This window comes from Branchiibius hedensis, from assembly GCF_900108585.1.
GTDB classification, from domain to species: Bacteria; Actinomycetota; Actinomycetes; order Actinomycetales; family Dermatophilaceae; genus Branchiibius; species Branchiibius hedensis.
Window position 1 is genome coordinate 18,183 of the sequence record NZ_UESZ01000003.1, and the last position, 21,156, is coordinate 39,338.

Annotated in this window: 26 protein-coding genes; 18 read left to right on the forward strand and 8 right to left on the reverse strand. The window is 66.7% G+C overall.

All coding sequences use genetic code 11. The features are described 5' to 3' along the window. Positions 1-46 precede the first annotated feature (46 nt). Together DR843_RS19330 and DR843_RS19335 are read right to left on the reverse strand one after the other, a co-directional pair. Positions 47-433: a hypothetical protein gene (locus DR843_RS19330; RefSeq protein WP_109689476.1), complete on the reverse strand. Its 387-nt coding sequence runs from the start codon at positions 431-433 to the stop codon at positions 47-49. A gap of 346 nt (positions 434-779) precedes the next feature. Continuing rightward, positions 780-1,862 (reverse strand): ImmA/IrrE family metallo-endopeptidase, encoded by a 1,083-nt coding sequence (locus tag DR843_RS19335; protein WP_109689478.1) that lies wholly within the window; start codon positions 1,860-1,862, stop codon positions 780-782. 270 nt (positions 1,863-2,132) lie between these two features. Here DR843_RS19335 and DR843_RS19340 point away from each other — a divergent pair, with 270 nt between their 5' ends. The 3 genes from DR843_RS19340 to DR843_RS19345 all read left to right on the forward strand — a co-directional run bounded on the left by DR843_RS19340 (position 2,133) and on the right by DR843_RS19345 (position 3,313). After that, on the forward strand, positions 2,133-2,411 hold the full coding sequence (locus DR843_RS19340) for a hypothetical protein (protein ID WP_146202664.1): 279 nt from the start codon (positions 2,133-2,135) through the stop codon (positions 2,409-2,411). A 32-nt stretch (positions 2,412-2,443) separates the two neighbouring features. Next, a complete protein-coding gene (locus tag DR843_RS19890; protein ID WP_146202665.1) occupies positions 2,444-2,713 on the forward strand; it encodes a hypothetical protein in 270 nt (89 codons plus the stop codon). Positions 2,714-2,779: 66 nt separating this feature from the next. Beyond that, the gene (locus DR843_RS19345) at positions 2,780-3,313 is read left to right on the forward strand and encodes a hypothetical protein (protein ID WP_146202666.1); all 534 of its coding nucleotides are present in this window, start codon (positions 2,780-2,782) and stop codon (positions 3,311-3,313) included. Positions 3,314-3,323: 10 nt separating this feature from the next. Here DR843_RS19345 and DR843_RS19350 read toward each other — a convergent pair whose 3' ends face one another. Next, entirely contained in the window at positions 3,324-3,842 is a 519-nt protein-coding gene (locus tag DR843_RS19350) for a hypothetical protein (protein WP_146202667.1), read from the reverse strand. Between the two features lie 148 nt (positions 3,843-3,990). Here DR843_RS19350 and DR843_RS19355 point away from each other — a divergent pair, with 148 nt between their 5' ends. After that, complete coding sequence (locus DR843_RS19355) at positions 3,991-4,347, forward strand: hypothetical protein (RefSeq protein WP_146202668.1); 357 nt, start codon at positions 3,991-3,993, stop codon at positions 4,345-4,347. A gap of 390 nt (positions 4,348-4,737) precedes the next feature. Here the strand turns inward: DR843_RS19355 and DR843_RS19360 are convergent, their stop codons facing one another. Further along, a complete protein-coding gene (locus DR843_RS19360; protein WP_109689518.1) occupies positions 4,738-4,944 on the reverse strand; it encodes a toxin-antitoxin system in 207 nt (68 codons plus the stop codon). Positions 4,945-5,038: 94 nt separating this feature from the next. Here DR843_RS19360 and DR843_RS19365 point away from each other — a divergent pair, with 94 nt between their 5' ends. Then, on the forward strand, positions 5,039-5,929 hold the full coding sequence (locus DR843_RS19365; protein WP_170119970.1) for a helix-turn-helix domain-containing protein: 891 nt from the start codon (positions 5,039-5,041) through the stop codon (positions 5,927-5,929). Next, positions 5,922-7,199: an MFS transporter gene (locus DR843_RS19370; protein WP_146202669.1), complete on the forward strand. Its 1,278-nt coding sequence runs from the start codon at positions 5,922-5,924 to the stop codon at positions 7,197-7,199. Before DR843_RS19365 ends, DR843_RS19370 begins: the two co-directional genes overlap by 8 nt. Here the strand turns inward: DR843_RS19370 and DR843_RS19895 are convergent. After that, positions 7,108-7,464 carry a hypothetical protein gene (locus DR843_RS19895; RefSeq protein ID WP_146202670.1) on the reverse strand — a complete coding sequence of 119 codons (357 nt, stop codon included), beginning with the start codon at positions 7,462-7,464 and terminating at the stop codon, positions 7,108-7,110. The genes DR843_RS19370 and DR843_RS19895 overlap by 92 nt on opposite strands. A 374-nt stretch (positions 7,465-7,838) precedes the next feature. Further along, positions 7,839-8,159: a helix-turn-helix domain-containing protein gene (locus DR843_RS19380; protein ID WP_109689494.1), complete on the reverse strand. Its 321-nt coding sequence runs from the start codon at positions 8,157-8,159 to the stop codon at positions 7,839-7,841. Between the two features lie 463 nt (positions 8,160-8,622). On the opposite strand from DR843_RS19380, the gene DR843_RS20830 reads away from it, so the two are divergent. The 12 genes from DR843_RS20830 (at position 8,623) to DR843_RS19435 (ending at position 19,938) form a co-directional block, all read left to right on the forward strand. After that, positions 8,623-9,840 (forward strand): lysozyme family protein, encoded by a 1,218-nt coding sequence (locus tag DR843_RS20830; protein WP_109689497.1) that lies wholly within the window; start codon positions 8,623-8,625, stop codon positions 9,838-9,840. Continuing rightward, positions 9,840-10,358: a hypothetical protein gene (locus DR843_RS19390; RefSeq protein ID WP_109689499.1), complete on the forward strand. Its 519-nt coding sequence runs from the start codon at positions 9,840-9,842 to the stop codon at positions 10,356-10,358. Before DR843_RS20830 ends, DR843_RS19390 begins: the two co-directional genes overlap by 1 nt. A 122-nt stretch (positions 10,359-10,480) precedes the next feature. Further along, positions 10,481-10,801, forward strand: a complete 321-nt coding sequence (locus DR843_RS19395) for a hypothetical protein (protein WP_211310356.1) — start codon at positions 10,481-10,483, stop codon at positions 10,799-10,801. A gap of 17 nt (positions 10,802-10,818) precedes the next feature. Further along, positions 10,819-11,595: a DUF8175 domain-containg protein gene (locus DR843_RS19400; protein ID WP_109689501.1), complete on the forward strand. Its 777-nt coding sequence runs from the start codon at positions 10,819-10,821 to the stop codon at positions 11,593-11,595. Next, a complete protein-coding gene (locus tag DR843_RS20250) occupies positions 11,595-12,893 on the forward strand; it encodes a TrbL/VirB6 family protein (protein ID WP_109689503.1) in 1,299 nt (432 codons plus the stop codon). The genes DR843_RS19400 and DR843_RS20250 overlap by 1 nt, the downstream gene beginning before the upstream one ends. A 12-nt stretch (positions 12,894-12,905) precedes the next feature. Continuing rightward, positions 12,906-14,405, forward strand: a complete 1,500-nt coding sequence (locus DR843_RS19410) for an SCO6880 family protein (RefSeq protein ID WP_109689505.1) — start codon at positions 12,906-12,908, stop codon at positions 14,403-14,405. Further along, on the forward strand, positions 14,402-14,593 hold the full coding sequence (locus DR843_RS20255) for a hypothetical protein (RefSeq protein WP_170119971.1): 192 nt from the start codon (positions 14,402-14,404) through the stop codon (positions 14,591-14,593). The genes DR843_RS19410 and DR843_RS20255 overlap by 4 nt, the downstream gene beginning before the upstream one ends. Then, entirely contained in the window at positions 14,590-16,236 is a 1,647-nt protein-coding gene (locus DR843_RS19415; protein ID WP_245934269.1) for an ATP/GTP-binding protein, read from the forward strand. The genes DR843_RS20255 and DR843_RS19415 overlap by 4 nt, the downstream gene beginning before the upstream one ends. Beyond that, on the forward strand, positions 16,233-16,538 hold the full coding sequence (locus DR843_RS19420; protein ID WP_109689507.1) for a hypothetical protein: 306 nt from the start codon (positions 16,233-16,235) through the stop codon (positions 16,536-16,538). Before DR843_RS19415 ends, DR843_RS19420 begins: the two co-directional genes overlap by 4 nt. Before the next feature lie 13 nt (positions 16,539-16,551). Beyond that, complete coding sequence (locus tag DR843_RS19425; RefSeq protein WP_109689509.1) at positions 16,552-18,351, forward strand: type IV secretory system conjugative DNA transfer family protein; 1,800 nt, start codon at positions 16,552-16,554, stop codon at positions 18,349-18,351. Beyond that, positions 18,338-18,823 carry a DUF4913 domain-containing protein gene (locus DR843_RS19430; RefSeq protein ID WP_245934267.1) on the forward strand — a complete coding sequence of 162 codons (486 nt, stop codon included), beginning with the start codon at positions 18,338-18,340 and terminating at the stop codon, positions 18,821-18,823. The genes DR843_RS19425 and DR843_RS19430 overlap by 14 nt, the downstream gene beginning before the upstream one ends. Before the next feature lie 20 nt (positions 18,824-18,843). Next, positions 18,844-19,938 carry a hypothetical protein gene (locus tag DR843_RS19435; protein ID WP_109689431.1) on the forward strand — a complete coding sequence of 365 codons (1,095 nt, stop codon included), beginning with the start codon at positions 18,844-18,846 and terminating at the stop codon, positions 19,936-19,938. 102 nt (positions 19,939-20,040) lie between these two features. Here DR843_RS19435 and DR843_RS19440 read toward each other — a convergent pair whose 3' ends face one another. Together DR843_RS19440 and DR843_RS19445 are read right to left on the reverse strand one after the other, a co-directional pair. Next, positions 20,041-20,634, reverse strand: a complete 594-nt coding sequence (locus DR843_RS19440) for a hypothetical protein (protein WP_109689433.1) — start codon at positions 20,632-20,634, stop codon at positions 20,041-20,043. Further along, positions 20,631-21,107, reverse strand: coding sequence for a hypothetical protein (locus DR843_RS19445; protein WP_109689435.1), 477 nt, complete (start codon positions 21,105-21,107; stop codon positions 20,631-20,633). The genes DR843_RS19440 and DR843_RS19445 overlap by 4 nt, the downstream gene beginning before the upstream one ends. Positions 21,108-21,156: the final 49 nt, after the last annotated feature.

Consider the following 21,156-nt stretch of genomic DNA (forward strand, 5'->3'; position numbering starts at 1 on the left):
CGCTCTCGTGGCTCACCGGGGGGCCGGTGCTCTCCTCGGCCTCGCGTTACTGGCCGATCGCCTGGTCTTGGCCCGTGCAGAACGGTCCGCAGTCCCGGCCGGGTTCGGCTCCGCACTCCTCGCACTCCCGGCGCATCGGGTCCAGCTCCTCGACCGGTGCCTGCGGAGCGGGTGCGGTGAAGCGGCACGCTCGCCGGTCGGCCTCGATCTGCGCGCTGGTGGCAAGACCCCGGCTCAACACCAACCCCTCCAACACCGCCACGGCATCCCATGCCTCTAGGTCAGTGAATGCGCACACGTCGTTCACAATCGAGTTCTGCTGGTGCGCTTCCTGCTTGGCCTGCGTGTCAGCGGCCAGGCGCGTAACGGCCCGGGCAGCTCGCGCGATCGCTTCGCGACGGTCCGTGCTGAGTTTTGCTGCGGTCCAACTCATGGTGTGCTCCCTTGGTGGTGGGGCTGGTAAGTTCCCCGGGTTGGTCTGCCGTGTTGATACTGTCATTCTAGTCTAGTTGGTCAATGCTGTCTAGTAGTTTTAGCCGATCTTTCGTCTGATTTCTCGCCGGATTCTCGGGCTTTCCGCGGGGGATTCCCCCTGGACTATCGACCCGGACCCATCCCCTCATCCTCGCGTTCTTGCCTTGATTGCCCCTGAGTTGCTCCGACCCGGTGCCGCAGGTCCGGCGCTGGGTCGGCCCGCTGGTGGGGGAGCGCGAGGGGGCCTGCCCCCTCGCCGGACCGGACCGGGCCGTAGTGGCCCGGTCCGATCCGCCTGCGGCGGGTTAGGCGGCCAGCTCGGCGGCGATCTGCTCGACCGGCTCGCCTGCCTTGGCCCGGGTCCACGCCTCGCCCTTGGGCTCCAAACCTGCCGCACGCAGCGCGGCGGCTAGGGCTTTGTTGTCGGCCTTGGCTTGGGCCTTCTCCGCTTTGGCGGATGCCGCGACCGTGACGCCTTCGGTTCCCAGCGCCACCGCGGCCAGTGCGTCGAGCACGTGACAGGAGCGCTCATAGGCGGCGGCGACCCGCTCGGGGCTGCGGGTCCACTCGGCCGCGTACCGGGCCGATCCGCGGGCCTGCTCGTCGTGACCGAACGCGCGCAGCAGACCAAATGCCACCGCTTCGGCCTCGGCTTCCATATCGCCGCGGTGCTCTCCGGCGTAGGGGCGGTCATCATCGGCGCCGTGCAACAGGGCATGTGCGATCTCGTGTGCCAGCGTTTCGACGGCCGCCCATCCGGCTAGGCCGCCGTGAATCACGATTCGCCGGGCCACATGCACGGTGCGACCGCTCGCCACCATGTCCCGGCCGGACCGCTCCACCGTCCAACCCTGATCGGTGATCCATGCGGACAGCCGCGCGAAGATCTCCCGCGCTTCGCCTTCGGGCAGCTCGGGCGCCGTGAACGCAGCCGCGCCGGTCTGCCCGTCCTGGTCGGCCACGTCTACGGCGCGGTAAGTCTGCTCGATGCGAAAGACGCGCCGCTCGACCGCTTCGGGGGTGTCCTTGCTGACCTTCTTACCGGTGGTCGGGTCGATCCACAGCGGCACCGGCCGCGACCAGATCGACAACGCGCCGCCGGTCGGGGTGAAACCTCGCTTGGCCCAGACATACCGGGGTGCGATCTCCTCGGCCGCTGCACGGATCGCAGCATCGAACGCAGCACCCTCGCCCATGCCCTGACGCTCGAAGCGGCTCCACAACTGGCACACGATCAACGCCTGATTGGTGGGGGAGTACGCGGGGTGACCTGCCCGCAGCCGCAGCGCCCGGGCCGCCATCGCAGCGGGCCAGCCCTTGGGGTTGGCGATGAACGCCGCCGCCTGGTCTTTGATCGCGTCGCGTGTGGCCTGGTGGTCAATGCTCATGGTGTGCTCCCTTGGTGGTGGTGGGGTTGGTAAGTTCCCCTGGGTTGGTCTGCCGTGTTGATACTGTCAGTCTAGTCTAGTTGGTCAATGCTGTCTAGTAGTTTTAGCCTGTCTTTCGTCTGATTTCTCACGGATTCTCGGGCTTTCCGCGGGGGATTCCCCCTGGACCACCGACCCGGACCCACCCCCTCCTCCTTGCGTCTTTGCCTTTCGGCGGCCCGGCTGGGGCCGGTTGGCGCCCGCGAAGGTCATAACCTCGGGCCGGTGGTGATGAATGCGCTGGATGATGCGGTTCAGCTCGACGACCTGGCCGCGAAGGCGGCGGTTTTTCGGGCGTTGTCGACGACGCGGCGGTTGGCGGTTTTCGCGGCCCTGGTCGAGGAGCTGACCGTGCCGCAGCTGCGGATGAGGATCGGAGCGCTAGCGCCGGAGCGGGATCTGGCGGTGTTGCGGGACGCGGGCCTGGTGGAACGCTTGCCCGGGGTCGCGCCGCAGCGATGGCGACGGGTGCCGGGCGTCGAATCGGTGGTCGCTGGGATCATCCCGTGATTAGTACGGGTGTTCGATAGATACTGGCGTGCGTGGGACAAACACGTGCGGAGCGGACCTGGCCGCGTCCGGCCCGCGTCAAGCACGTGTGGGTGCGCGGCCTCGATGATCGGCACCCGTTAGCGCCGCCCTCTGCGGGGCTGGTGCTGGGCTGGGCCAGACGCTCCGGCACCTGGCGCGCGCATGTGCTGTGCCTGGTCGACGACGGCACCCCAGAGGGCCGGGTCATCGCGGCCTGGGTCGACGCGGGCCAGGTACGACCAGTGGCCTCCGACCCCAATCGGCTGTGGGGCCTGCGATGAAGCAAATCGGGGACGGGGGCGGCCGGACGGGCGCCGATTGTCGTGGTGCTCTGCGTCAATGACGCCATGACGAAAAACCAGATTCCTGTGCCGCCGCCGATTGCCGGTGCGCCGCCGCCGTCGTGGCGTGATGCTCCGATGCTGGTCCGGTGGATGATCACCGGTCTGCGACACGGGTCGAGTAAGAGCAGCGGTGCGCGGAAGATGCTGCTGGTCGTACTGGCCAGGGTTTTAGTGGTGGCGTTCTGGCCGATGGCCGGGCTATTCGCCTACCGGATGGGTTGTGCGCGCAGCCGGTGGGTGTATTACGCCTCCCCGAAGCGCGACGCAGTGCTCGGTGTTCATCGCACGAGACGCGGCTGGTTCGTGGGCGACCATATGACGCCATCTCTGCGGTCGGGGACGGGCAAGGCGCTTCGAGATGTGGTGATCCCTGAGTTGACCGTGGTCGTCGACGAAGCCGAGGTAACGGTCCGCACTGTCGCAACCAGCGAGAGGCAAGCGGCTGATTACCTGGCTGAGATCCCCGGCCTGGTCGACGATGGCCCGGCCTTACTAGGTGGCCGCCGCCTGCGTCGGCCACCTCAGCCACCGCGATAGACCGCGGTCGTCAGAACAGCGGTTCGCCGTCCGCAGCCGCGGACGGGGAGTGCGGCCGCCACCCGCGGATCTGCGGGGGACAGTTCGGGCAGCGCCGGTCTTCACCGGCCTGTAGGAGGTCCTCGACGATCCAGCCTCGGCCGTCGCACCGCGACCCGTGGCAGCGGGCGGGGTGCAGGGCCTCGCCGTACTCGTCGAGGTCGCCGTCGACGAGTACCGGATCGGTCACCCACGGGTCACCGGTCGTCGCAGGTTCGTGGGCGGGGTGGTCGGCGTCGGGGTCGAGGTCGCGCAGCAGCCCGGCCAGCAGGATCGCGGGGCGGGTGCGTATCTCGATCGTGGCCAGTGCCTCGAAGTCGTGGCCACGGCGGATCGCGGCGGACCGTAACGCGGTCACTACGTCAGCGCCGCTCCACGGGATCTGCGCGGCGGCGAACCTTGTCAGGGCTGGGGCGAGGCGTCCTAGCGGCTCTGAGGCGCACCAGGGCAGCGCTGAGGCCACCTCAGCGGCCAGACGACGCCCCGGCACCGTCGCCCACCTTCGTGGTGATCGCCGCGGCGAAGCCGCGACCGTCTTTCGACCGCTTGCGGTCGGTTGTTCGTGCGTCAGGTGACCAGGTGTGTAAGTGATGTTTCTATCTAAAGCTTGACCTCCTGGGGGGGTGCAAATCCCCAAGATGCGCCGGTACCTCCACGGCACCGTGAACGCGACTTCTGTGGATAAACCGCGCTGGCGGGACCCGGCCCGCATCAACGGGGCGCGCTCCTTCCATGTGAGCATCCGCCCCGGTGTGATGACCTTCTCTAGCCCGATCATCCGGGCCACCCGCTGGCAGTATTTGACGGCGCGGACGCTGCACCCCAGCACAGAGGCCAGGGTGTCCGGCCGCACGATGCAGCGGCGGCCGGTGAGCGGGTCGGCGTACGCCGAGCGGACCGTCAGGTACCGGATCAGCAGCTCCTTGGAGACCGTGCCAGCCAGGCGGTACGCCTCGCAGGCAACCACGATCGGCACCACTCGGGACAGCCAGTGATCCCGGGAGAGCCAGGCCGGGATCTTCGCGTACGCGCCGTCTGGGGCGGTGGTGCGCAGGCCACCGACGCCGCCACGGTCGTCCTGGTGCCGCCGGGGGAGTAGGTCACGGTTAGTGCGCCCGGCCCGGCAGGCCAGCTCAACGAGCCGGGCGTGCTCGGGTGCGCACTGCCGGTGCGTCCGCAACGTGTCGTGCACCGGGGTGCGTGTCAGGTGTTGAGCACGCGCGTAGGCGTGCGGTATCGTGGGCAGCACGAAGCCGCCTTTCGTGATGGTTGGGATTCGCTTCGACCGGCTGGTAACCGGTCACACGAAACGTCAGTTGCTTGAACACTGAGCCGCCGCTGGTAACGGCGGCTTTCGTGTTTCTACGGGCGCTTCGCCCGTTCCCCTATACGGCTATGTCGAGCCTCTTCTGCTCGCGGGGCTGCGCCCTGGGCGCCAGGTCGGGACGACCAACGTCGTTGGCCAGCACATGGGCGATGTATTCGCTGATGGACAGCCCGGTCTCGTCCGCTCGGCGTCGAATTGCGTCACCGACGGCGCGCGGTGGGCGCGTGACCATGATGTCCCGGTCTCCCTTGCTTGCTCGCGGCATGTGTCCCATCCAATCAGAGCAGGGCCGTAGTCGCCCTGATTCTGATACGCGTGGCGTGTCGAGGACTCATCGCGGCAAGGCTACCGTAGTATACATGGCGGGCAAGGAAAGACCCCACCTCGGCGCGAGAGATGGGGTCGAGCGTTTGGTGAAGACCGTGCTTTGGGGCCTACCGACAGATGGCGCACCGTCCGGCGACGGTACTGCTGTCAGCGGTGCTGGCACCTACTCCAACCACGCCGATGAGCGCGCTGGCGGCAATCAGTGCCGCGACGAACTTCTGTTTCATGGGTCGTCTCCTAGGGGTACCCCCGCCGGTTACGAAAACTCAGGCACACGTGGCCTTGCCGCATCATACAGCGGCACCGTCACTGGGGAATATGCTCCGGTCGTGGAAGATTCCCCGGCATCACCTGTGAGCGAGGAGGACCTCGAACGGTTCCGCGCCATGGCAAATCCCGTTCGCTTCGAGTTAGTCGAGGCATTGGAGCTGCGCGGATCGTTGTCTGAGCGCGAGCTACGTCGGTTGGCGTCGACCAGGAGCATCAAGCATCACTTACGAGTGTTGCGGGACGCTGGCTACATCGAAGAGGATGACGCCGAGGGGACGTGGAAGCTAACGGTCCATGAAGGGCCAGTAGTTGAGTGGACCCAGGAAGCAGCGGCCGACCCTCGTGTCGAGCTAGTCATCCGCGAACTCGAACGAATCACCAGCGATCGCCGCGCCCGAAGGGTGGAACGCTTCGATGGTGAGGTCGAGGCCGGGGAGTGGTCACCGGAATGGGCGGAGGCTGCGATCGCCAGGGACTACCTGCTGTCGATGCGTTTAGAGGATCTCACCGAGTTCGAGGAACGGCTTCTGAGCTTGATGGGGGAGTTCAAGGCTCGCTGTGCCCCAAACGGTGAGATCTCGGCACCGGAAGGGCGACAGGACGTGTTCGTGACTTTGGCGGCCTTCCCGATCCGTCTAGGTGGCGATGGCTGAGCAGGCAGGGACGTGGCGCCAAGTTGATCGCGCCGGTTCGTATCTCGCTGCCCTCGGCGCTGATACGGCTTCGACGTACCTGGTTTACTTCGGTCTCGCGTGGATCGCTGCGTCAGCCTCTTCGCAGGTGTGGGTTGCGCCGGTTGTCCTGGGCCTAGAAACCGTGCCCAAGATGCTGCTGGGTCTGTTCGGCGGCGCCCTGGCCGATCGTTGGGGTGTCTGGCGGACAGGTCGTTACACCCTGGCGGCGCGGGTGGTGCTTGCTGCGGCGGCAGTCCCAGTGTTTGCTCTGCTCGCAGGATCGGGTCAGATCGTCGCGCTAATGCTGTTGGCGCTTGTCCTGGGTTTGCTGGATGCCATCCACGAACCTGCACTGGACGCGGCGGCGGGCCTAATGGCCCCTCGTGATGACGAACAGACCTCCTTGACCGGGATGGCTGGGGTCGTCATGCAAACCGCCGAGGTCCTCGCCGGGCCAGTGGTTGGCCTGCTCATCGCCTGGTGGGTCGGAGGCCCGGCGGCCGTCGCGGTCGGCCTGGTGTTTGTCGCGCTCGTGCTGTTCGGGCGGGTGTCCAAGGGGCGCCCTGAGGAGCGTGACAGCTCGGAAGGTCTGTGGAGCGATGCGATTGCGGGCCTGGGGGTAGCCCGTTCAGTCGGTCTAATGCCGATCCTGGGGCTACTTACAGTCGCGAACTCGGCCGCGACCGCTCCGCTCGTCGGGGCATTGCCAGTGATTGCTCGCACGCACCATTGGACGGCGGAAACGTTCGGCTTCGTGGCTGTTGCATTTGCCCTTGGCGCCATCGGTGGCGCGTACTTGGCAACGCTTCTGAAGGACTGGCCCATGCCAAGGAAGACGTTGGCTGCTTTGGTCGCGCTCATTCCTGCGGCAGGGTCGCTGGCCTTGTTCTCGGTCGCCGGTACACCGGTCCTAGTTTTCATCGCGGCCGCGGTGATGGGGGTCGCGTGTCAGTTCGCCGGACGGCTGTTGTTCGCTCAGATCCGATCGCGATCTCCGCGCCGATTCCTGGGCCGGGTGATGGGACTGACGCAGGCCGCGGTCTATGTAGGAATCCCGATCGGCTACGGCGCGTACGCCGCGCTAGCCGCTGTCTTCTCCCCTCCCGTAGCGGGAGTGACGTTGGCCGTGGTGTTGATGCTTTTCGCGCTGTTCTGCCTTAGTCGGCCGCGACTGTGGGCTGCGACCCCTGACGCAGGGTTGGGCGGCGTTGACGAGCCAGATCCGTCAAACGTCGAAGCTCAGCAGTGAACGTCGCTTCGTCAAACCAGATCATCGGGGACACCTCGAACATCGCGCTGAGCGCGACCAGGTAGTAGCCGCCGGGGTTCGCGGCGGGCGCAGTACGCCACTTATTCAGCAGCGGCACGGATATGTCATAGCCCAACTGTTGGGCGCGATACGCCATCGCCCGCAGCGACGGGCGGGCAAGACGCCCGTCAGGAGTAGCCCAGGCACTGGCGTCAATCAGGTTGCAGTAACGCTCGGTGAAGTTGCTTAGAACCTTGGCCGCCATACGGTAACTATACGCCAGGTGTCTACGTTCGTAGACATTTCCAATCTTTGGTAAAGATGGGCCGCACCCGTATTTTTGCTGGCTACGTCGTGCTTTAGTTTCCTCAGTCCGGACTTCCCCAACCCCGGACTGGCGCAAGGAGACCCCGATGAGTGTTGTTGCGGCGCAGGCCATTCCGCCGATGGAAACGAGGTCGGTTGACGTAAGCGCGTGGCACCGTCTCACGGTGCGCGCGGTGGGGTGCGAGCTCCCCTGGACGGCGGAGAGCGCAAGGGTGATCGTTCAGGTTCTCAATCTGTGCGTGAGTCCAGCGACCGTGCTCGTGTGGGGGGGCTTCTACGATCCAGTGGATCTCCAGCCGGGCGAGTAGCTAGTTAGTCGTCCGTTCGCATGCGGCCCAGCAACTCGCGAGTCTCGCGCACTTGTACCCGGGTGTCCGGGTTGAAGAAGAAGTCAGCAGGAACGCCGAAGAATCGGGTCAGTCCGTAGATCGTCGCCGCCGATGGGATCTTGGTGCGTCCGGTGGCTAGGTGGTGGATTCCAGATCGGGTGATCGGGAATCCCATCTCCGTCATGCCGTCCGCGATTTCGGCCCAGGTATAGCGCCATCCGCTGTCGTTAGGGATGTTGTCGCGCAGCCACTCCATGCTCTCGACCAGCTCGGGAATCTCCCCCGAGGACTGAGACGACGGCATGAGGCTCCCTCCGCGGACTAGCTGCACCTGGTTCACCCCTCAACCTACCGGCCAGAGACCGCTTGCAAAGCCAATGTCTACGACGGTATACATAACCCCAACGTCTACCGTAGTAAACAGACAGGAGGGGTGTCGTGGCTAGCTCCCGGATCACCGTCTTTCTCGCTGCGGGTGTCTACCCGGAGGTGGCGTCCCACATCGTCTGCGACGTGGCAGGCGCCCGCGCGGAACTCAGCTCGACAGGTCGAGAAGTCACGATCTTCGGGGTTAGTCGTCGGCGTCTGAGATTTCTGCTGTGGTGCTTCGAGCGGCGCCGTGCCGCCTCGGTTTCGGGACTCACCTGGCTAACCCTCCTTGTCCCGTCATCCGCGACGGTCCCCTTGCTCGACCGCTGGTCGGCGTGGACGTTGGAACGAGAGCATGCGTCAGCACTGCGGACGGTCCTGGCAGCGGGAACCGCGCGATGAAGAAGCTCGTGCTGGTTCTGGTGGTGCCGCTGCTGCTGTTCTTGATGGTGCCATTACTGATTGCTGCGACGGTGGCGTCGGGCGGTGCTGGTTGGAACGCAGCTCAGGCCGCGTGTGATGGTGCTGCCGATGTGCCGGGCGCGTCCGCGACTGGTGGCTCTGGTGGGGGAGCGTTGCCGGTTCCCCCGGTGGGGAATTGGCCGCGACGGAACTCGTTGGCTAACCCGCCGTTGCCAGTGCCACCGGATTACGCGGCCGACTACAAGGGGGCGGCGGCCAAGTACGGGTTGCCGTGGTCGGTGCTGGCTGGGGTCGGGATGATCGAGACCGGTCACGGCCACATGGTCTCGACGAACGTGTTTGGTGCGGCCGGGCCGATGGCGTTTACGCCGGAGGCGTGGAACCAGTACGGCGTCCTTGCTCCGGGTCACACGGGAAAGCCGGACCGGATGGACCGCTCTGATGCGATCTATTCGGCGGGCAATTTGGTGCGCCAGCTGGTGCAGCAGAAGGGCTCGATCGAGGCGGCGCTGTTGCAGTACGGCGGCGGCGGCGCCCGCTGGTACGTCGGGGACGTCCTGTTCTACGCGAACGCCTATGACTCCGGTGCCGTTGGCATCGGAGGGTCAGGTGGATGCGGTGGCGCTGGGGGCGCAGCCGGGATCGGCGCTGGGGTAGCGGCCACGTGTGGCGATGGCGATTCACGCGGCGCGGCCGACGGGGCGCTGGTGTACGCGGGTTCTTGCTGGTACGGCGGGAACGGGGTTCCTATCTACGCCAATGGCGGTGACGTGCACGGCACGCGGTGGCAGTGCACCGAGTTGGTGCGGCGCTTTTGGAAGGCCAAGGGGTGGGCGCCGCAGTCCTGGTCCGGTGGGGTCGGCAAAACGCTGTGGAAGCAGGACACCCCGGCCGGGGCGATCTCTGAGCCGCAGGGAGCGATCACGCAGCTCGCGGCTGGCGACATTCTCTCGATGGGCTGGGGCAGCACCCCGACTGGTCACGTGGGCGTCGTGAATTTCATCAAACCGGCCGGGCCGGGGAAGTGGGTTGTGCAGATGGCATCACAGAACACTCCGCAGGCGATGTGGTACTTCGACTGGGACGGCCGGAGCTTGGTTTCCCACTTTGCGGGTTTCCCGGTGACCGGGGTGATGCACCACATCGCATCGACCCCGACGGGCACGCCGTCGACGAGTGCGGGGGCGCGGTGATGGGCGCCCGCTGGGTGCGGGCTGCGGCCGTGATGGGGTCGGTCGCCGTGCTGGCGGGGTGCGGTGCTTCGTCGACGACGCCTGCCGGGACGTACACCCCCGGCGCGGTGACGACTTCCTCGACCTCCTCGTCGACGTGGCTCCCGGAGCCGAGTTATCCGACAAGCCCGGCGCCGGTTTCGGCGCCTCCTGCGGCGGCCTCGGCGGCGGCTGTGCGGTTTGTGCAGTTGCTTGGCCACACGGCTGGTGCGGACCGCACGAAGTGGACGGATGCGCTGACCCCGTTGTGCACCAAGGAGTTTGGCGACCAGTTGGCGCTTGGGTCGCCTTCGGAGATCCCGGACCAGAAGGTGTCCGGGTCGGCGGCGCTGGTGGGTAGCTCGGCGTTGTTGGTGGCCGCGTACTTCGTGCCGACTAGCAAGGGCGGCTTCACGGTGTGGGTCGACTACAGCCAGTCACCCGTGTTGGTGACGGCGGCGATGCCTGGTCGTCAGTCGTTCGAGCAGGCCGCGTCGTGACCGCGGCCGTGAGGGTTTGCCAGGAAGGTCCGGTCCCGGATCTGACTGGCGCGCAAGGAGTCCCGAGCCAACCGGCCGTGACGCAACAACAGGTAAGAAAACCGATTGGAAGGAAAGACATTATGTCGACTATCGCGTTGACGGCCGGTGCCGTCATCGAGCAGGTTCAGCACCTCGCCGCGGTCGCGCCGCAGGTGACGGTCCCCAACCCGGGTGCGGGTTCGCAGCCGCCCGGCTTCTCCCACTTCACCACGGTCATGGGCTGGGGAAAGTGGATCGCACTGGGCATCTTCGTTCTGGCGCTGATCGGTGGTGGCGTGATGATGGCCGTTTCCGGTCGCCGCCAGGGCGACGGGGGCGAGCACGTCTCCAAGCTCGGTTGGATCCTCGGCGGCGTCATGGTGTCCTCGGCCGCCGTGTCGCTCGTGGGCTTCCTGGGCTGAGCCGGGGGATCTGAAATATGTCCCGAAACGATGATGCGACTCGTTCGCGGTTCGCGGTCAGCCCGTGGGCAGTGCTGGCGGGCCTGCTGGTGTTGATCGTGGTGGCCGTGGCGGTTCTGCTTTTCGTCAGGGACGACGGCTCTGACTCGGCGGCGACCCCGCCGAGTCAGAGCCACACCCGGGCCACCACCGCACCGGCGACGGGCAGCAGCACGAGTTCGTCGACGGCGGCGACTGATTCGGTGTGTGGTCTGCCGTCGGGCGATCAGAACATCCCCACGACCGGTGTCGCAGACCAGTTCGTCAGCAACGGGGGGAAGCTGTCGTATCCCGTTGCGCCTAAGACGCTGGGTCCGGGCGTGACGAACGCCGACGGGTCCCGTACCTGTTTTGCTCATTCACCGGCCGGAGCGGTGCAGGCAGCGGCAACGCTGTTGGCGATGGTGAACGCCGTGCCTCGCTCAGCTGGCGTTGCTCAGGTCAAGGCGATGGTGATCGGAGGGAATGTCGATTCGGCTGTTGAGCAGCTCGTCCCGGCCGCTTTGAGTGATGGTCCGTCGGGAACGATCTCCGCTTTCAAGGTGACCTCCTACGACTCTTCCTCGGCGGTTGTCTCGATCGGCTTTTCCTTTGAGAACGGGGGGTATGCGGCGATCCCGCTGGCGTTGCAGTGGAAGGACGGGGACTGGAAGGCCCCGGTGACCGATGCCGGGATGCCGCTGCAAGGAGGCACCCAGGTCTTGCAATCACTGGATGGGTTCACGTCCTGGTCCTCGATCGGTGGTGGCAACTGATGTGCGCCATCTGGGAGCCCACGTGCATGATCAGCGAGGCTGCTGCCTCGGCGTTCGAGAAGGCGGTTGATAAGTGCATCGAGTGGGCTGCGGAGGCTTTCGCTAAGGGCATCGAGTGGTCGGCGACCTGGTGGCTGGGCAGCACCCCGGGCACCACTGGTTCCGGCAATAACACGCGCTGGGCGCCCCCGGAGATCACCTGGATTCGGGATCACCTCCTGTATTACACGCTGGGAATGATGGTGATGGGTTTCATCATCGCGGGCGTGAAGATGGCGCTGCGGCCGGGCCATCGCAACGTGCAAGACATTCTCGTGGCGATCGTTTATCAGATGCTCGCGGTCGGGATGTCGACCACGATCATCGGTGTCTGTGTGGTGATCTCCGATGAGTTGGCGCGGTGGCTCCTGCAATCGGCGCTGGGCACTAAAGCGGCGGGGTCAGGTGACGCGCTGGCTGCGACCTTCAAGAGCCTGCTGCAACTGGATAACTGGTCTGGGTTGGCGGCGGGTGTCACAACCCTGGTCGCGTTGGGGATCCTGTTTTTCGGGTTCCTGGCCTCGGTGTTGCAGTGGCTCCTACTGCTGGCCCGCACGGACATTCTGATCGTTCTGGCCGGTGTGCTGCCGTTGTCGGGGTCGTTCACGCAGGCCGAGATCGGTAAGAAGTGGTTTCAACGGCTGCTGGCCTGGACGGTCGCGTTCATCCTGTACGCGCCGACGGCGGCCCTGTTCTACGCGGCTGGTTTCAAGTTGCTGCAAAACAATGCTCTGTCCGGTCAGGGACCGGTGCGCTTGGCGCAGGGCGTGATGATGTTCGCTCTGGCGATCGTGGCCCTTGGGGCGATTGTGAAGGTCGTCAACCCGCTGGCCGCTGCCGTGGCTTCCGGCACTGGCGGGGCTGCCCTGCTGGGCGCGGCCGGAGTGGCCGGTTTGGCGAGCCGGATGCCGTCGGGTGCCCGCGGTGCTGGTGGTGGGCGGCATTCCTCATCGGGCGGTTCTGGTGGTACCTCCGGCGGTAAATCGGCCACCGGCACTCGTGGCGGCAATGGGTCGGGCGGTAACCCGATGCGGTCCGCTTCGACGGCTAAGGGTGTTTCGCCCGCGGGTAACGGGGCGACCGGGGCTGCCCCGGGTGCCGGTAGCGGAGCGACCGGGGCTACCCAGGGTGCCGGCAGCGGGGCGAAAGCCGGCGCCGTGGCGGCCGTGCCGGTGGTGGCCGCTCAGTTGGGCGCCAAAGCGATCGGTACCGGCGGCAAGGTCATCGGCGGCGCCGCCGAGAAAAGCACTGAGGAATAAGGAGATACGTGTATGTCCACAAATCGTGAGCAATTGACGTTCGGTAACTGGCGACGCCCTGCGTCGATTGGTCTGTTCGGCTTGGGTCAGGCCGGGACGTTCCTGGCCTTGGGTGGTGTAGCGGTCGGAACGATCACGATCATGCTGGCCGGTGTTTTCATCGGCCTGGTGGTGTTTGCCGTGATCGCGGTGTTGATTTTCCTGGTGGTGCGCCGCGACAAGCACCAGAAGTCGCTGGTCGACCGGTCCTCGGAGCGGGTCGGGTTCGCGCGGGCGAAGGCGTCGGGGACCACGACGTACCGCTCGGGTCCGTTGGGTAAGGCGGGGTGGGGCACTAACCAGCTTCCTGGGTTGGCGGCACCGACGCGGCTACGTACGGGCGTGCTGCCTAACGGTGATGAGTTCGCGATCATCTACTGGCCGCGTACCCGCCAGCACACGATCGTGTTGGCCGCTGAGCCGGACGGCGCGGGCCTGGTCGACCAAGAGCAGATCGACGGCTGGGTCGGCGGTTGGGAGTCCTGGCTGCGCAACCTGGACAACGAACGCGGCCTGGATGCGGTGTCGGTGTGTGTGGAGACCGCACCCGACACGGGCGTGCGCCTGGCGCAGGAGGTCCACGCAACGCTGGACCCGCACGCCGACGAATTCGCCAAGGCGGTGGTGCTGGATCTGGTCGACCACCTCCCGGCCGCTGCCGCCTCGACGGTGGCGTACGTGACGCTGACGTACAACTCGCAGGTGCGGGTCGGTGGGAAACGTCGCACCGATGAGCAGATGGCCCGGGATCTCGCGTTGCGGATTCCGGGCCTGTGCGGAGGCCTGATTGCCTCCGGTGCCGGTGCAGCCCGGCCGTTGTCCGCGCAGCGGTTGTGCGAGGTCATCCGCCGCGCCTACGACCCGGCCGTGGCCGAGCTGATCGACCAGGCGTACGCGAACGGGTCGCCGCCTCTGATCACGTGGCAGGACGTGGGTCCGGTGGGGGCTGAGGCTGCCTGGGACCACTACCGGCACGACTCGGGTGTCTCGGTGACATGGCAGATGACGGAGGCCCCCACCGGTCTTGTCCGGTCCTCGATCCTGTCGGCGTTGCTGTCGGCCGATGCCGAGTTCGCCCGTAAGCGGGTGACCTTTTTGTACCGGCCGATCGACCGCGCACGGGCCAAGGCGATGGTCGAGGCGGACGTGAAGGTCGCCTCGTTCTTGTCCTCCACCTCAGAGAAGCCCTCGCGTCGGGCGCTGGCCGCGCAACGCAGCGCACTGGCCACGGCCGAGGAAGAAGCCGGGGGAGCAGGACTGGGGCAGTTCGCGATGCTCGTGACCGCGACCGCCCTGGACCCGGCCTCTTTGGACGACATGACTACCGCTGTGGAGCACCTGGGCGCGGAATCCGCGATTCAGCTTCGCCCCGTCTACGGCTCCCAAGACTCGGCCTTCGTGGCCGCTCTACCGCTCGGGCTGGTGCCATCCCGGCACCTGCGGGCACCCAAGATCGGAGGGTCCAACGCATGACCAACCAACAGTCACAGACCAGCGCGACAGTATTGACCAGACAGCGGTGGGAGGACGTTCCGCTGCCTGGCCTGCGGGAGCCGGACCCGCTCAATGTGCAGTGCCGGGACGTGGAGCCGGTGCCGGTCGTGGCCGCTGAGGCGAGCGCGACCGGCGATGGCGTCGAGCACGGGCGGTGGTCGCTGTGACGCGCCGCGCCGCTAAGACGGGCGCGGAACCGATCGCAGAAGAACTGGTGTCGCTGCGGCGCACCGTGGAGACCCGCAAAGCGCGTAAAGCGCGTCAGCGTCAGGAGCAGGACGCCCGCCCGTCCCGCGCGGAACGCAAGCAGGAGAAAGCCGAGCTGCGTGAGGAGATGCGGCACCGGCCCGGGCCGCGGGGTTGGCGCGGGCCGGGTAACGGTTCGTCGGTGGTGTTGCAGGACCCGCCGCAGTGGCGGTCTTCAACGGCGCAGACCTGCGGGTTGTGGCCGTGGTCGGCCGCCTCGGGGGCACCCACGGTCGGGGTGCCGTTGGGTACGGGCCGTAACGGATCGGCCGCGGTGTGCGGTGACCCGATCTCGTGGTTCCAACGCGCCAAGCTCATCAGCAACCCCTCGGCGTTCATCTTGGGCGTGCCCGGCCTGGGCAAGTCAACGCTGGCGCGACGTTGGGCTGTGGGCCTGGCGGCACGCGGTGTGCTGCCGGTGGCCCTGGGTGACCTGAAACCCGATCACGTCGACATCATCGAACGGATCGGTGGCCAGGTGATCAAACTCGGCCCCGGGTTGGGTGCCATCAACGTCCTGGACCCCGGAGAAGCGTCTGCGGCCAGTCGGTTGCTGAGCGGGTCCGCGCGTGAGGTGATCCTGGCCGACAGTCGTGCCCGGCGGCGCACCATGCTCGAAGCGTTGCTGACGATCGTTCGTCACAGCGAGCCGAGCGACCACGAAATGAACCTGGTCGATGAGGTTTTGCGGTTGCTGGATGAGCGGCACAACGGCGTCCCGGTGATGGGCGACATGCTGCAAGTCATCAAGGAAGCCCCCGAAACGTTGCGCGCGGTCGCGGTCGACCGGGGCCGCTTGGACACCTACTACGAACGCGTCGATGACCTGGAACGGTCCCTGGTCGGCCTGGCCAACCCGGACGGTCGTTGGGGGATCTTCGGTCGACAGACCTCGGTGCCGATGCGGCGGGACCGTCCGTGCGTCTATGACGTGTCGAGCCTGTACCAAAAGGACGACTCCGTCGAAGCGGCGGCGCTGCTGGCGTGCTGGTCCAGCGGCTTCGCAACCATCAACGTCGCCAACGAACTGGCCGCGGCCGGGGTCGAGCCGCAGCGGCACTACTTCATCATCCTCGACGAGCTGTGGAAGGCGATCCGCTCCGGTAAGGGCATGGTCGACCGCATCGACGGACTGACCCGGCTCAACCGGAACATCGGAGTCGGGCAAGTGATGATCTCCCACACGATGGCCGACCTGGAAGCATTGGCCGACCCCGAAGATGTGAAGAAGGCCAAGGGCTTCGTCGAGCGCGCAGGGATGGTGTGCCTGGCCGGGTTGCCCTCGGCCGAGATGCCTTTGCTGTCAACGGCGGTCGCCCTGTCCGATGTGGAGAAGCGAACGCTGGTGGAGTGGACTGCGCCCGGCGCATGGGACGCAGAGACCGGAGAGGAAACCGACCCGCCCGGGCGTGGCTGGTTCCTGTTGAAAGTCGGACACCGGCCCGGGGTTCCGGTGCGGGTGGGTCTGACCGACGCCGAGCGTGGCGTCAACGACACGAACAAGAAGTGGCACGAACAGTCCCGGATCGGCCAGGGCGGGCAGGGCCAAGAAGGTGCGGCGTGAACCTCATCGACCCCGAGCTGCTGCGGCAGATCGAATGGGCCGGCGGTGCGTTCGCCCTGTACCTGGTGCTCTCCGCGGTCGCGGTGGTACTGGCCAGCACGGTGTCCTGCCGCGCCGCGGCCACCTTCCTGATTGTGGCGGGCGCGGTGGTCGCGGCCGTTCTGCTGACGCTGCCCCAGCTGCGCGACCCGGCGGTCCCGGCCTGGTGGCCGGGCTGCTGCTGGGCTGCGGTGGTTGGCTGCGCCCTCGCTGCGGCGGTGCTGATGGCCCGCCCCGATCACATCGTCAAACTGCGCTCCTGAAAGGGCCGGGATCATGAGTTCTCCGAGTAACCGCAAGGACCAACCCCGCACCGGGGCTGACGGGATCTGGGTGTTGATCGCGGCCGTCTGCTTCGGGTTGGCGATCGGGTTCGTCAACCTGGCCGTGCGCCTGGGGCACCTGATCGACGGGACTGCCGGGCAAGACCCGTCCAGCCCCTTCGAGCTGTTCTTCAACACCTTCAAGGGCAAAAGTCACTGGACCATGACGGTCACGATCGTGGCCGCGGTCCTGGCCGTGGTGCTGTCGGTCCTGGCGGTGTTCGTGCTGGTGTCCCGCTCGCGCCGTAAGGCACGTCGCAGCCGCGTTGACACCCAAGCGGCGTACATGGGCCGTGGCCGCGACGTAGAAGGCATCCGTCGCAAGAGCGTGGCCGCGACCGCGACCCGGCTGGGCGTGGCTGGTTCGCCCGGGGTTCCTATCGGTGCCGCCCTCGGCACCGGAGAAACCCTCTTGGGTTCGTGGGAGGACATGCACCTGGACATTTGGGGGCCACGCACCGGTAAGACGACCTCCCGGGCGGTCCCGGCTGTGCTCGACGCACCGGGCGCGGTGGTCTGTACCTCCAACAAACGCGACCTGTTGGACGCAACCCGCTTGATCCGCGAACGGCACGGCCAGGTGTGGGTATTCGACCCTCAACAGGTTGCCCTCGAACCGGCGGACTGGTGGTGGAACCCGCTGACGTACGTCACCGACGACACCAAGGCCCGCGGCCTGGCGGGGCACTTCATCGCCGGGTCACGCTCGGCGGATGCCAAGTCCGATGCGTACTTCGACGGCGACGCGCAAAACCTCCTCGCCTCGCTGATCTTGGCCGCTGCCCTGGGTCGGCGCCCGATCACTGAGGTGTACCGGTGGCTGATCCGCCCCAACGACCAGTCCCCGGTGGAGATCCTGCGTGACAGCCCCTACGACCTGGTGGCCGATCAGCTCGCCGGGATCATGGCCTACCCGGATGAGCAGCGCGGCGGCGTCTACGGCACGGCCAAGCAGATGGCTACCTGCCTGACCTCGCCCGCGGTCGCTGCCTGGGTGACCTCGCCCGCCCAGCGTGGCCAGCTCGACGAGCGGCCACAGTTCGACCCGCACGCTTTCGTGCGCGACGGCTCAACGCTGTACGCCCTGAGCATGGAAGGCGAAGGCACCACCGGGCCGCTGACCACCGCCTTGACGGTGGCCGTGACCGAAGCCGCGACCGACCTGGCCACCCGAATGGCCGGCGGCCGGCTCGCTACTCCGATGCTGTGTGTCCTGGACGAGGCCGCGAACGTGTGCCGCTGGCGGCGCCTGCCAGATCTCTACTCCCACTTCGGATCTCGCGGAATCATCATCATGACGATCCTTCAATCCTGGTCGCAGGGCGTTGAGGTGTGGGGTGCCTCCGGGATGCAGAAGCTCTGGTCCTCGGCCAACGTGAAGGTTTACGGCGGCGGTGTCTCCGAAGAGGACTTCCTCGACAAACTGTCCAAGCTCATCGGGGACTACGACAAACTCACCAGCTCGATCAGCGCGGGCAAGGGCTACCGGTCGACCAGCCGCCAGCTCACCCGGGAGCGGATCTTGGACGTCGAGCAGCTCGCCGCGCTGCCCAAGGGCCGGGCCGTGGTGCTGTCCTCTGGTAACCGCGCCGCCATGATCCGCACCAAACCCTGGATGAACGGTCCGCACGCCCACGACGTGCGAGCCTCCATCACCCTCAACGACCCCAACGGCGCCGCGACGATCGCGGACGCCTTCACCCAGCTTCGCCAGGTCGACCAACAGGAAGGAAACACCGATGAGCACCACTGAGATGAGCGCGACTGACGAGTGGGAAGAAGCCGTCAACGGCCTAGCCCCGGCGGCGCCATCACCAGACGAGCCGCCGCCGCTGGTGTACGGATCGGTGGATGAGTTCGTGCGCGAATACCTGATCCAGACCTACCGGCGCGTCATCGCAGGCACCGGGCAAGGAGCGGTGTGGGCCGCGAACTGGTGGGACTACGACGAAGCCGTGATCCGGCTGACCGCCCTGTGGCGGTCCTGGGAACAACTCCGGCTCGACCCAGCCACCGGGATGAGCGTGTGGTGGAAAGACCACGCCGACCACCACATGGCCGTCCTGCTCGACTCTCGCGGCCCGTTCGCCAACTCCGACTCCAAGAACCGGACCGGCGAACCACTGCCGTACACCCCGCCCCCGCCGGGCATGTTCCCCGACGAGCGGCTCGCCGCACCCGGGGAACACGCCACCACTACCGACGCCGACCCGATCGCCGCCTAACCGAACAGGAGCACAACACCATGAGCGAGATCCACGACCAGCCAGACGGCATCGCAGACGAATTCGACTCCACCATACGAACCGGTGTCGCGGCCGCCGCCCAGGCCGCCGAGCAATGGGCCAGGCGCCGTCACGCCAAGATCAACGACCGCCAAAGCGCTGCCGCAGGCGACGACAGCGCCCCGAGCGGGCCACGCCTGGATGCCCAGCAGAGCGCCGCTCAGGCATCCCTAGAACCGCTGCGCCGCACCGACTGGTGGGACAACGCCACACCCGACCAAGTTGTCGAGGCCTACCGCACCACTACCGCCTGGCCCGATCAGCAATGGGCCACAGATAACGCCGCCTTGATCGCGGGTGAGGTCAAGGAACGGTGGAACGTCGAGATCACCCCCGATGACACCCCCGAGAGCCTGAAAGACAAACTCGACGACGCCACCAACACCAAAGCCGCCGACACCGAGCAGGGTCGAGCAGACGCCGACGTGGTGGAAGCCGAGCGGCTCATGGCCCGAGCCAACGGCCTCGACGATCTCGCGGACTCAGCCCACACCGAGCACCGCGACGCCGAGAACGACCCCGACATGGACACCCCCGGCACCAGCGAAGCGTCGACCGGCCCGGTCGACGACCTCAGCACCGACCAGGCCGACCCGGCGGCCGGACCGGCCCTCTACCGCTCAGAGGACGGCGACATACCCGTGATCCTGACGGGCAACTCGGTCGCAGACGACCAGCAGCGCTACTACGAAACCGAGCACGGGCAACTGGTCCCGGACAAGGACCTCGAAATCGACCTCAGCCCAGAAACACTCGGCTACCGAGCCGAATGGCACAGCGAGAACGGCCGCGTCGACGAAGCCGCATTCCGCAAAGCAGCCGCAACAGCGGCAGGAGCCGCGGACCGCAGCTACGACAGCGCCGACCGGCGGGAGAAGTTCGCGGACTCGATGCGCGCCGAAGGCGTGCCCGAAAAGAACGTGCAGACCCGGCTCCGCGCAGACGTGTCCTACGGCGCACCCGCGACAGCAGCAACCAGCCCGGAGAAGTCCTCGCCCTCAGCGACGACCACCGCAACGAAGGCGAAACGCAAGCAGCTCGGCCGTCGTCGCTGAACTCCGTGCAAACTGCCCGCCCCAGAAGAAGGGGCGGGCAGTTTCGCGTGTTAGCGACCAGATGTGGTGATGAGGCGGGTAGACATGCCGTGACCGTTTCGGTCAGGGTGTGCGGCCTTCCGCATCCGGCGCGGTCACGTCGTCGCCGGGGAACGCGCCCCAGGTGCCGATCCGGCCGACCATCGCCGGGGATAGTCCACTCACCCGGGCCAGCGTCGCAGCCTTCACACCCTGCGACAGCAGAGCTTCGATCTGACGATCCCGCTCGAAACGGGCGCTCTTGATCGCCTCCTCTGCTCGCTCCAAGGCCTCCAACGCCTGGCGCAACGGTGCGAGGTTGTAGTCCGAGCCGTCCGGTCCGTCGTCGTGACGCAGGATTTCCACGACGGGATGCGATTTGATCCGGGTCAGAGCGGTCCCCGCGTCGGGTGCCGGGTACGCCTCCCCAAAGTGGAAGATGATCGCCTTGCCGACCTGCGGGGACCGGGACAATGAGAACCGGGTGTGCCGTGAGCCGGGGATGCTGCCGCGATACAAACCGCGCGGCTCGTCCCCATGCGGCTCCCAGGCCGGGTTCGGCTCGTAGGCCAGGGGGAACCGGTTGCCGTGGTCATCGATGATCGTCGCCGCCCACCACGGGTTCTCCTCATGCCGTGCGGGTAGCTCGTAGACGCTGCGGGCCAGGTCCTCACTCATGCGCCGATACCGCGCTGGATCTCAGCCCAATCGGCGTCCGTGATCGCGTCGGCCAAGTCGGTGACCCGACCGAAACCTTGCGCGTTCTCCACCCACTGCTGGGCCGTCAGGTAGGCCGACAACCAGCGGGCAGCGTAAGCGAGCCCGGTCCACGGCAACGCCTCGGCCGCGCCCTGCTCGAAGAGGAGCCGACGGGCCGACTCGTAGCGCTCAGACCCGGCCGTGTGCCGACCGGCGTAGGCGACGCACTCACCAGCGATGAGCGTCCGGTCCGCGCTCTGGTTTCCGGTCAGGAAGGCCCGTACCGCATCCAGTTGCCAAGTGCACGCGGCCAGACCTTCGCCGGTTCGCAGATTCGCACCGGCCAGGAACGAGAACGCCGGTCCAGTTCCCAGCTCGTGGATCAGGGACCGAGTCTCGTCCTTGATGCAGTCCAACGCCTCGGCGGTGCTGGCCCATTCGGTGGTATTCATCTTCGGCCTTCCTCGATGCGGTCAGTCCGCCTCTCCACCAATAACTATA

What these genes read in the sequence shown, in the direction of transcription:
- DR843_RS19330 (WP_109689476.1), bottom strand. Translation starts at nt 433, where the DNA reads ATGAGTTGGACCGCAGCAAAACTCAGCACGGACCGTCGCGAAGCGATC.
- DR843_RS19335 (WP_109689478.1), bottom strand. Translation starts at nt 1,862, where the DNA reads ATGAGCATTGACCACCAGGCCACACGCGACGCGATCAAAGACCAGGCG.
- DR843_RS19340 (WP_146202664.1), top strand. Translation starts at nt 2,133, where the DNA reads ATGAATGCGCTGGATGATGCGGTTCAGCTCGACGACCTGGCCGCGAAG.
- DR843_RS19345 (WP_146202666.1), top strand. Translation starts at nt 2,780, where the DNA reads ATGACGAAAAACCAGATTCCTGTGCCGCCGCCGATTGCCGGTGCGCCG.
- DR843_RS19355 (WP_146202668.1), top strand. Translation starts at nt 3,991, where the DNA reads ATGCGCCGGTACCTCCACGGCACCGTGAACGCGACTTCTGTGGATAAA.
- DR843_RS19360 (WP_109689518.1), bottom strand. Translation starts at nt 4,944, where the DNA reads ATGCCGCGAGCAAGCAAGGGAGACCGGGACATCATGGTCACGCGCCCA.
- DR843_RS19365 (WP_170119970.1), top strand. Translation starts at nt 5,039, where the DNA reads ATGGCGGGCAAGGAAAGACCCCACCTCGGCGCGAGAGATGGGGTCGAG.
- DR843_RS19370 (WP_146202669.1), top strand. Translation starts at nt 5,922, where the DNA reads ATGGCTGAGCAGGCAGGGACGTGGCGCCAAGTTGATCGCGCCGGTTCG.
- DR843_RS19895 (WP_146202670.1), bottom strand. Translation starts at nt 7,464, where the DNA reads ATGGCGGCCAAGGTTCTAAGCAACTTCACCGAGCGTTACTGCAACCTG.
- DR843_RS19380 (WP_109689494.1), bottom strand. Translation starts at nt 8,159, where the DNA reads ATGCCGTCGTCTCAGTCCTCGGGGGAGATTCCCGAGCTGGTCGAGAGC.
- DR843_RS20830 (WP_109689497.1), top strand. Translation starts at nt 8,623, where the DNA reads ATGAAGAAGCTCGTGCTGGTTCTGGTGGTGCCGCTGCTGCTGTTCTTG.
- DR843_RS19390 (WP_109689499.1), top strand. Translation starts at nt 9,840, where the DNA reads ATGGGCGCCCGCTGGGTGCGGGCTGCGGCCGTGATGGGGTCGGTCGCC.
- DR843_RS19395 (WP_211310356.1), top strand. Translation starts at nt 10,481, where the DNA reads ATGTCGACTATCGCGTTGACGGCCGGTGCCGTCATCGAGCAGGTTCAG.
- DR843_RS19400 (WP_109689501.1), top strand. Translation starts at nt 10,819, where the DNA reads ATGTCCCGAAACGATGATGCGACTCGTTCGCGGTTCGCGGTCAGCCCG.
- DR843_RS20250 (WP_109689503.1), top strand. Translation starts at nt 11,595, where the DNA reads ATGTGCGCCATCTGGGAGCCCACGTGCATGATCAGCGAGGCTGCTGCC.
- DR843_RS19410 (WP_109689505.1), top strand. Translation starts at nt 12,906, where the DNA reads ATGTCCACAAATCGTGAGCAATTGACGTTCGGTAACTGGCGACGCCCT.
- DR843_RS20255 (WP_170119971.1), top strand. Translation starts at nt 14,402, where the DNA reads ATGACCAACCAACAGTCACAGACCAGCGCGACAGTATTGACCAGACAG.
- DR843_RS19425 (WP_109689509.1), top strand. Translation starts at nt 16,552, where the DNA reads ATGAGTTCTCCGAGTAACCGCAAGGACCAACCCCGCACCGGGGCTGAC.
- DR843_RS19430 (WP_245934267.1), top strand. Translation starts at nt 18,338, where the DNA reads ATGAGCACCACTGAGATGAGCGCGACTGACGAGTGGGAAGAAGCCGTC.
- DR843_RS19435 (WP_109689431.1), top strand. Translation starts at nt 18,844, where the DNA reads ATGAGCGAGATCCACGACCAGCCAGACGGCATCGCAGACGAATTCGAC.
- DR843_RS19440 (WP_109689433.1), bottom strand. Translation starts at nt 20,634, where the DNA reads ATGAGTGAGGACCTGGCCCGCAGCGTCTACGAGCTACCCGCACGGCAT.
- DR843_RS19445 (WP_109689435.1), bottom strand. Translation starts at nt 21,107, where the DNA reads ATGAATACCACCGAATGGGCCAGCACCGCCGAGGCGTTGGACTGCATC.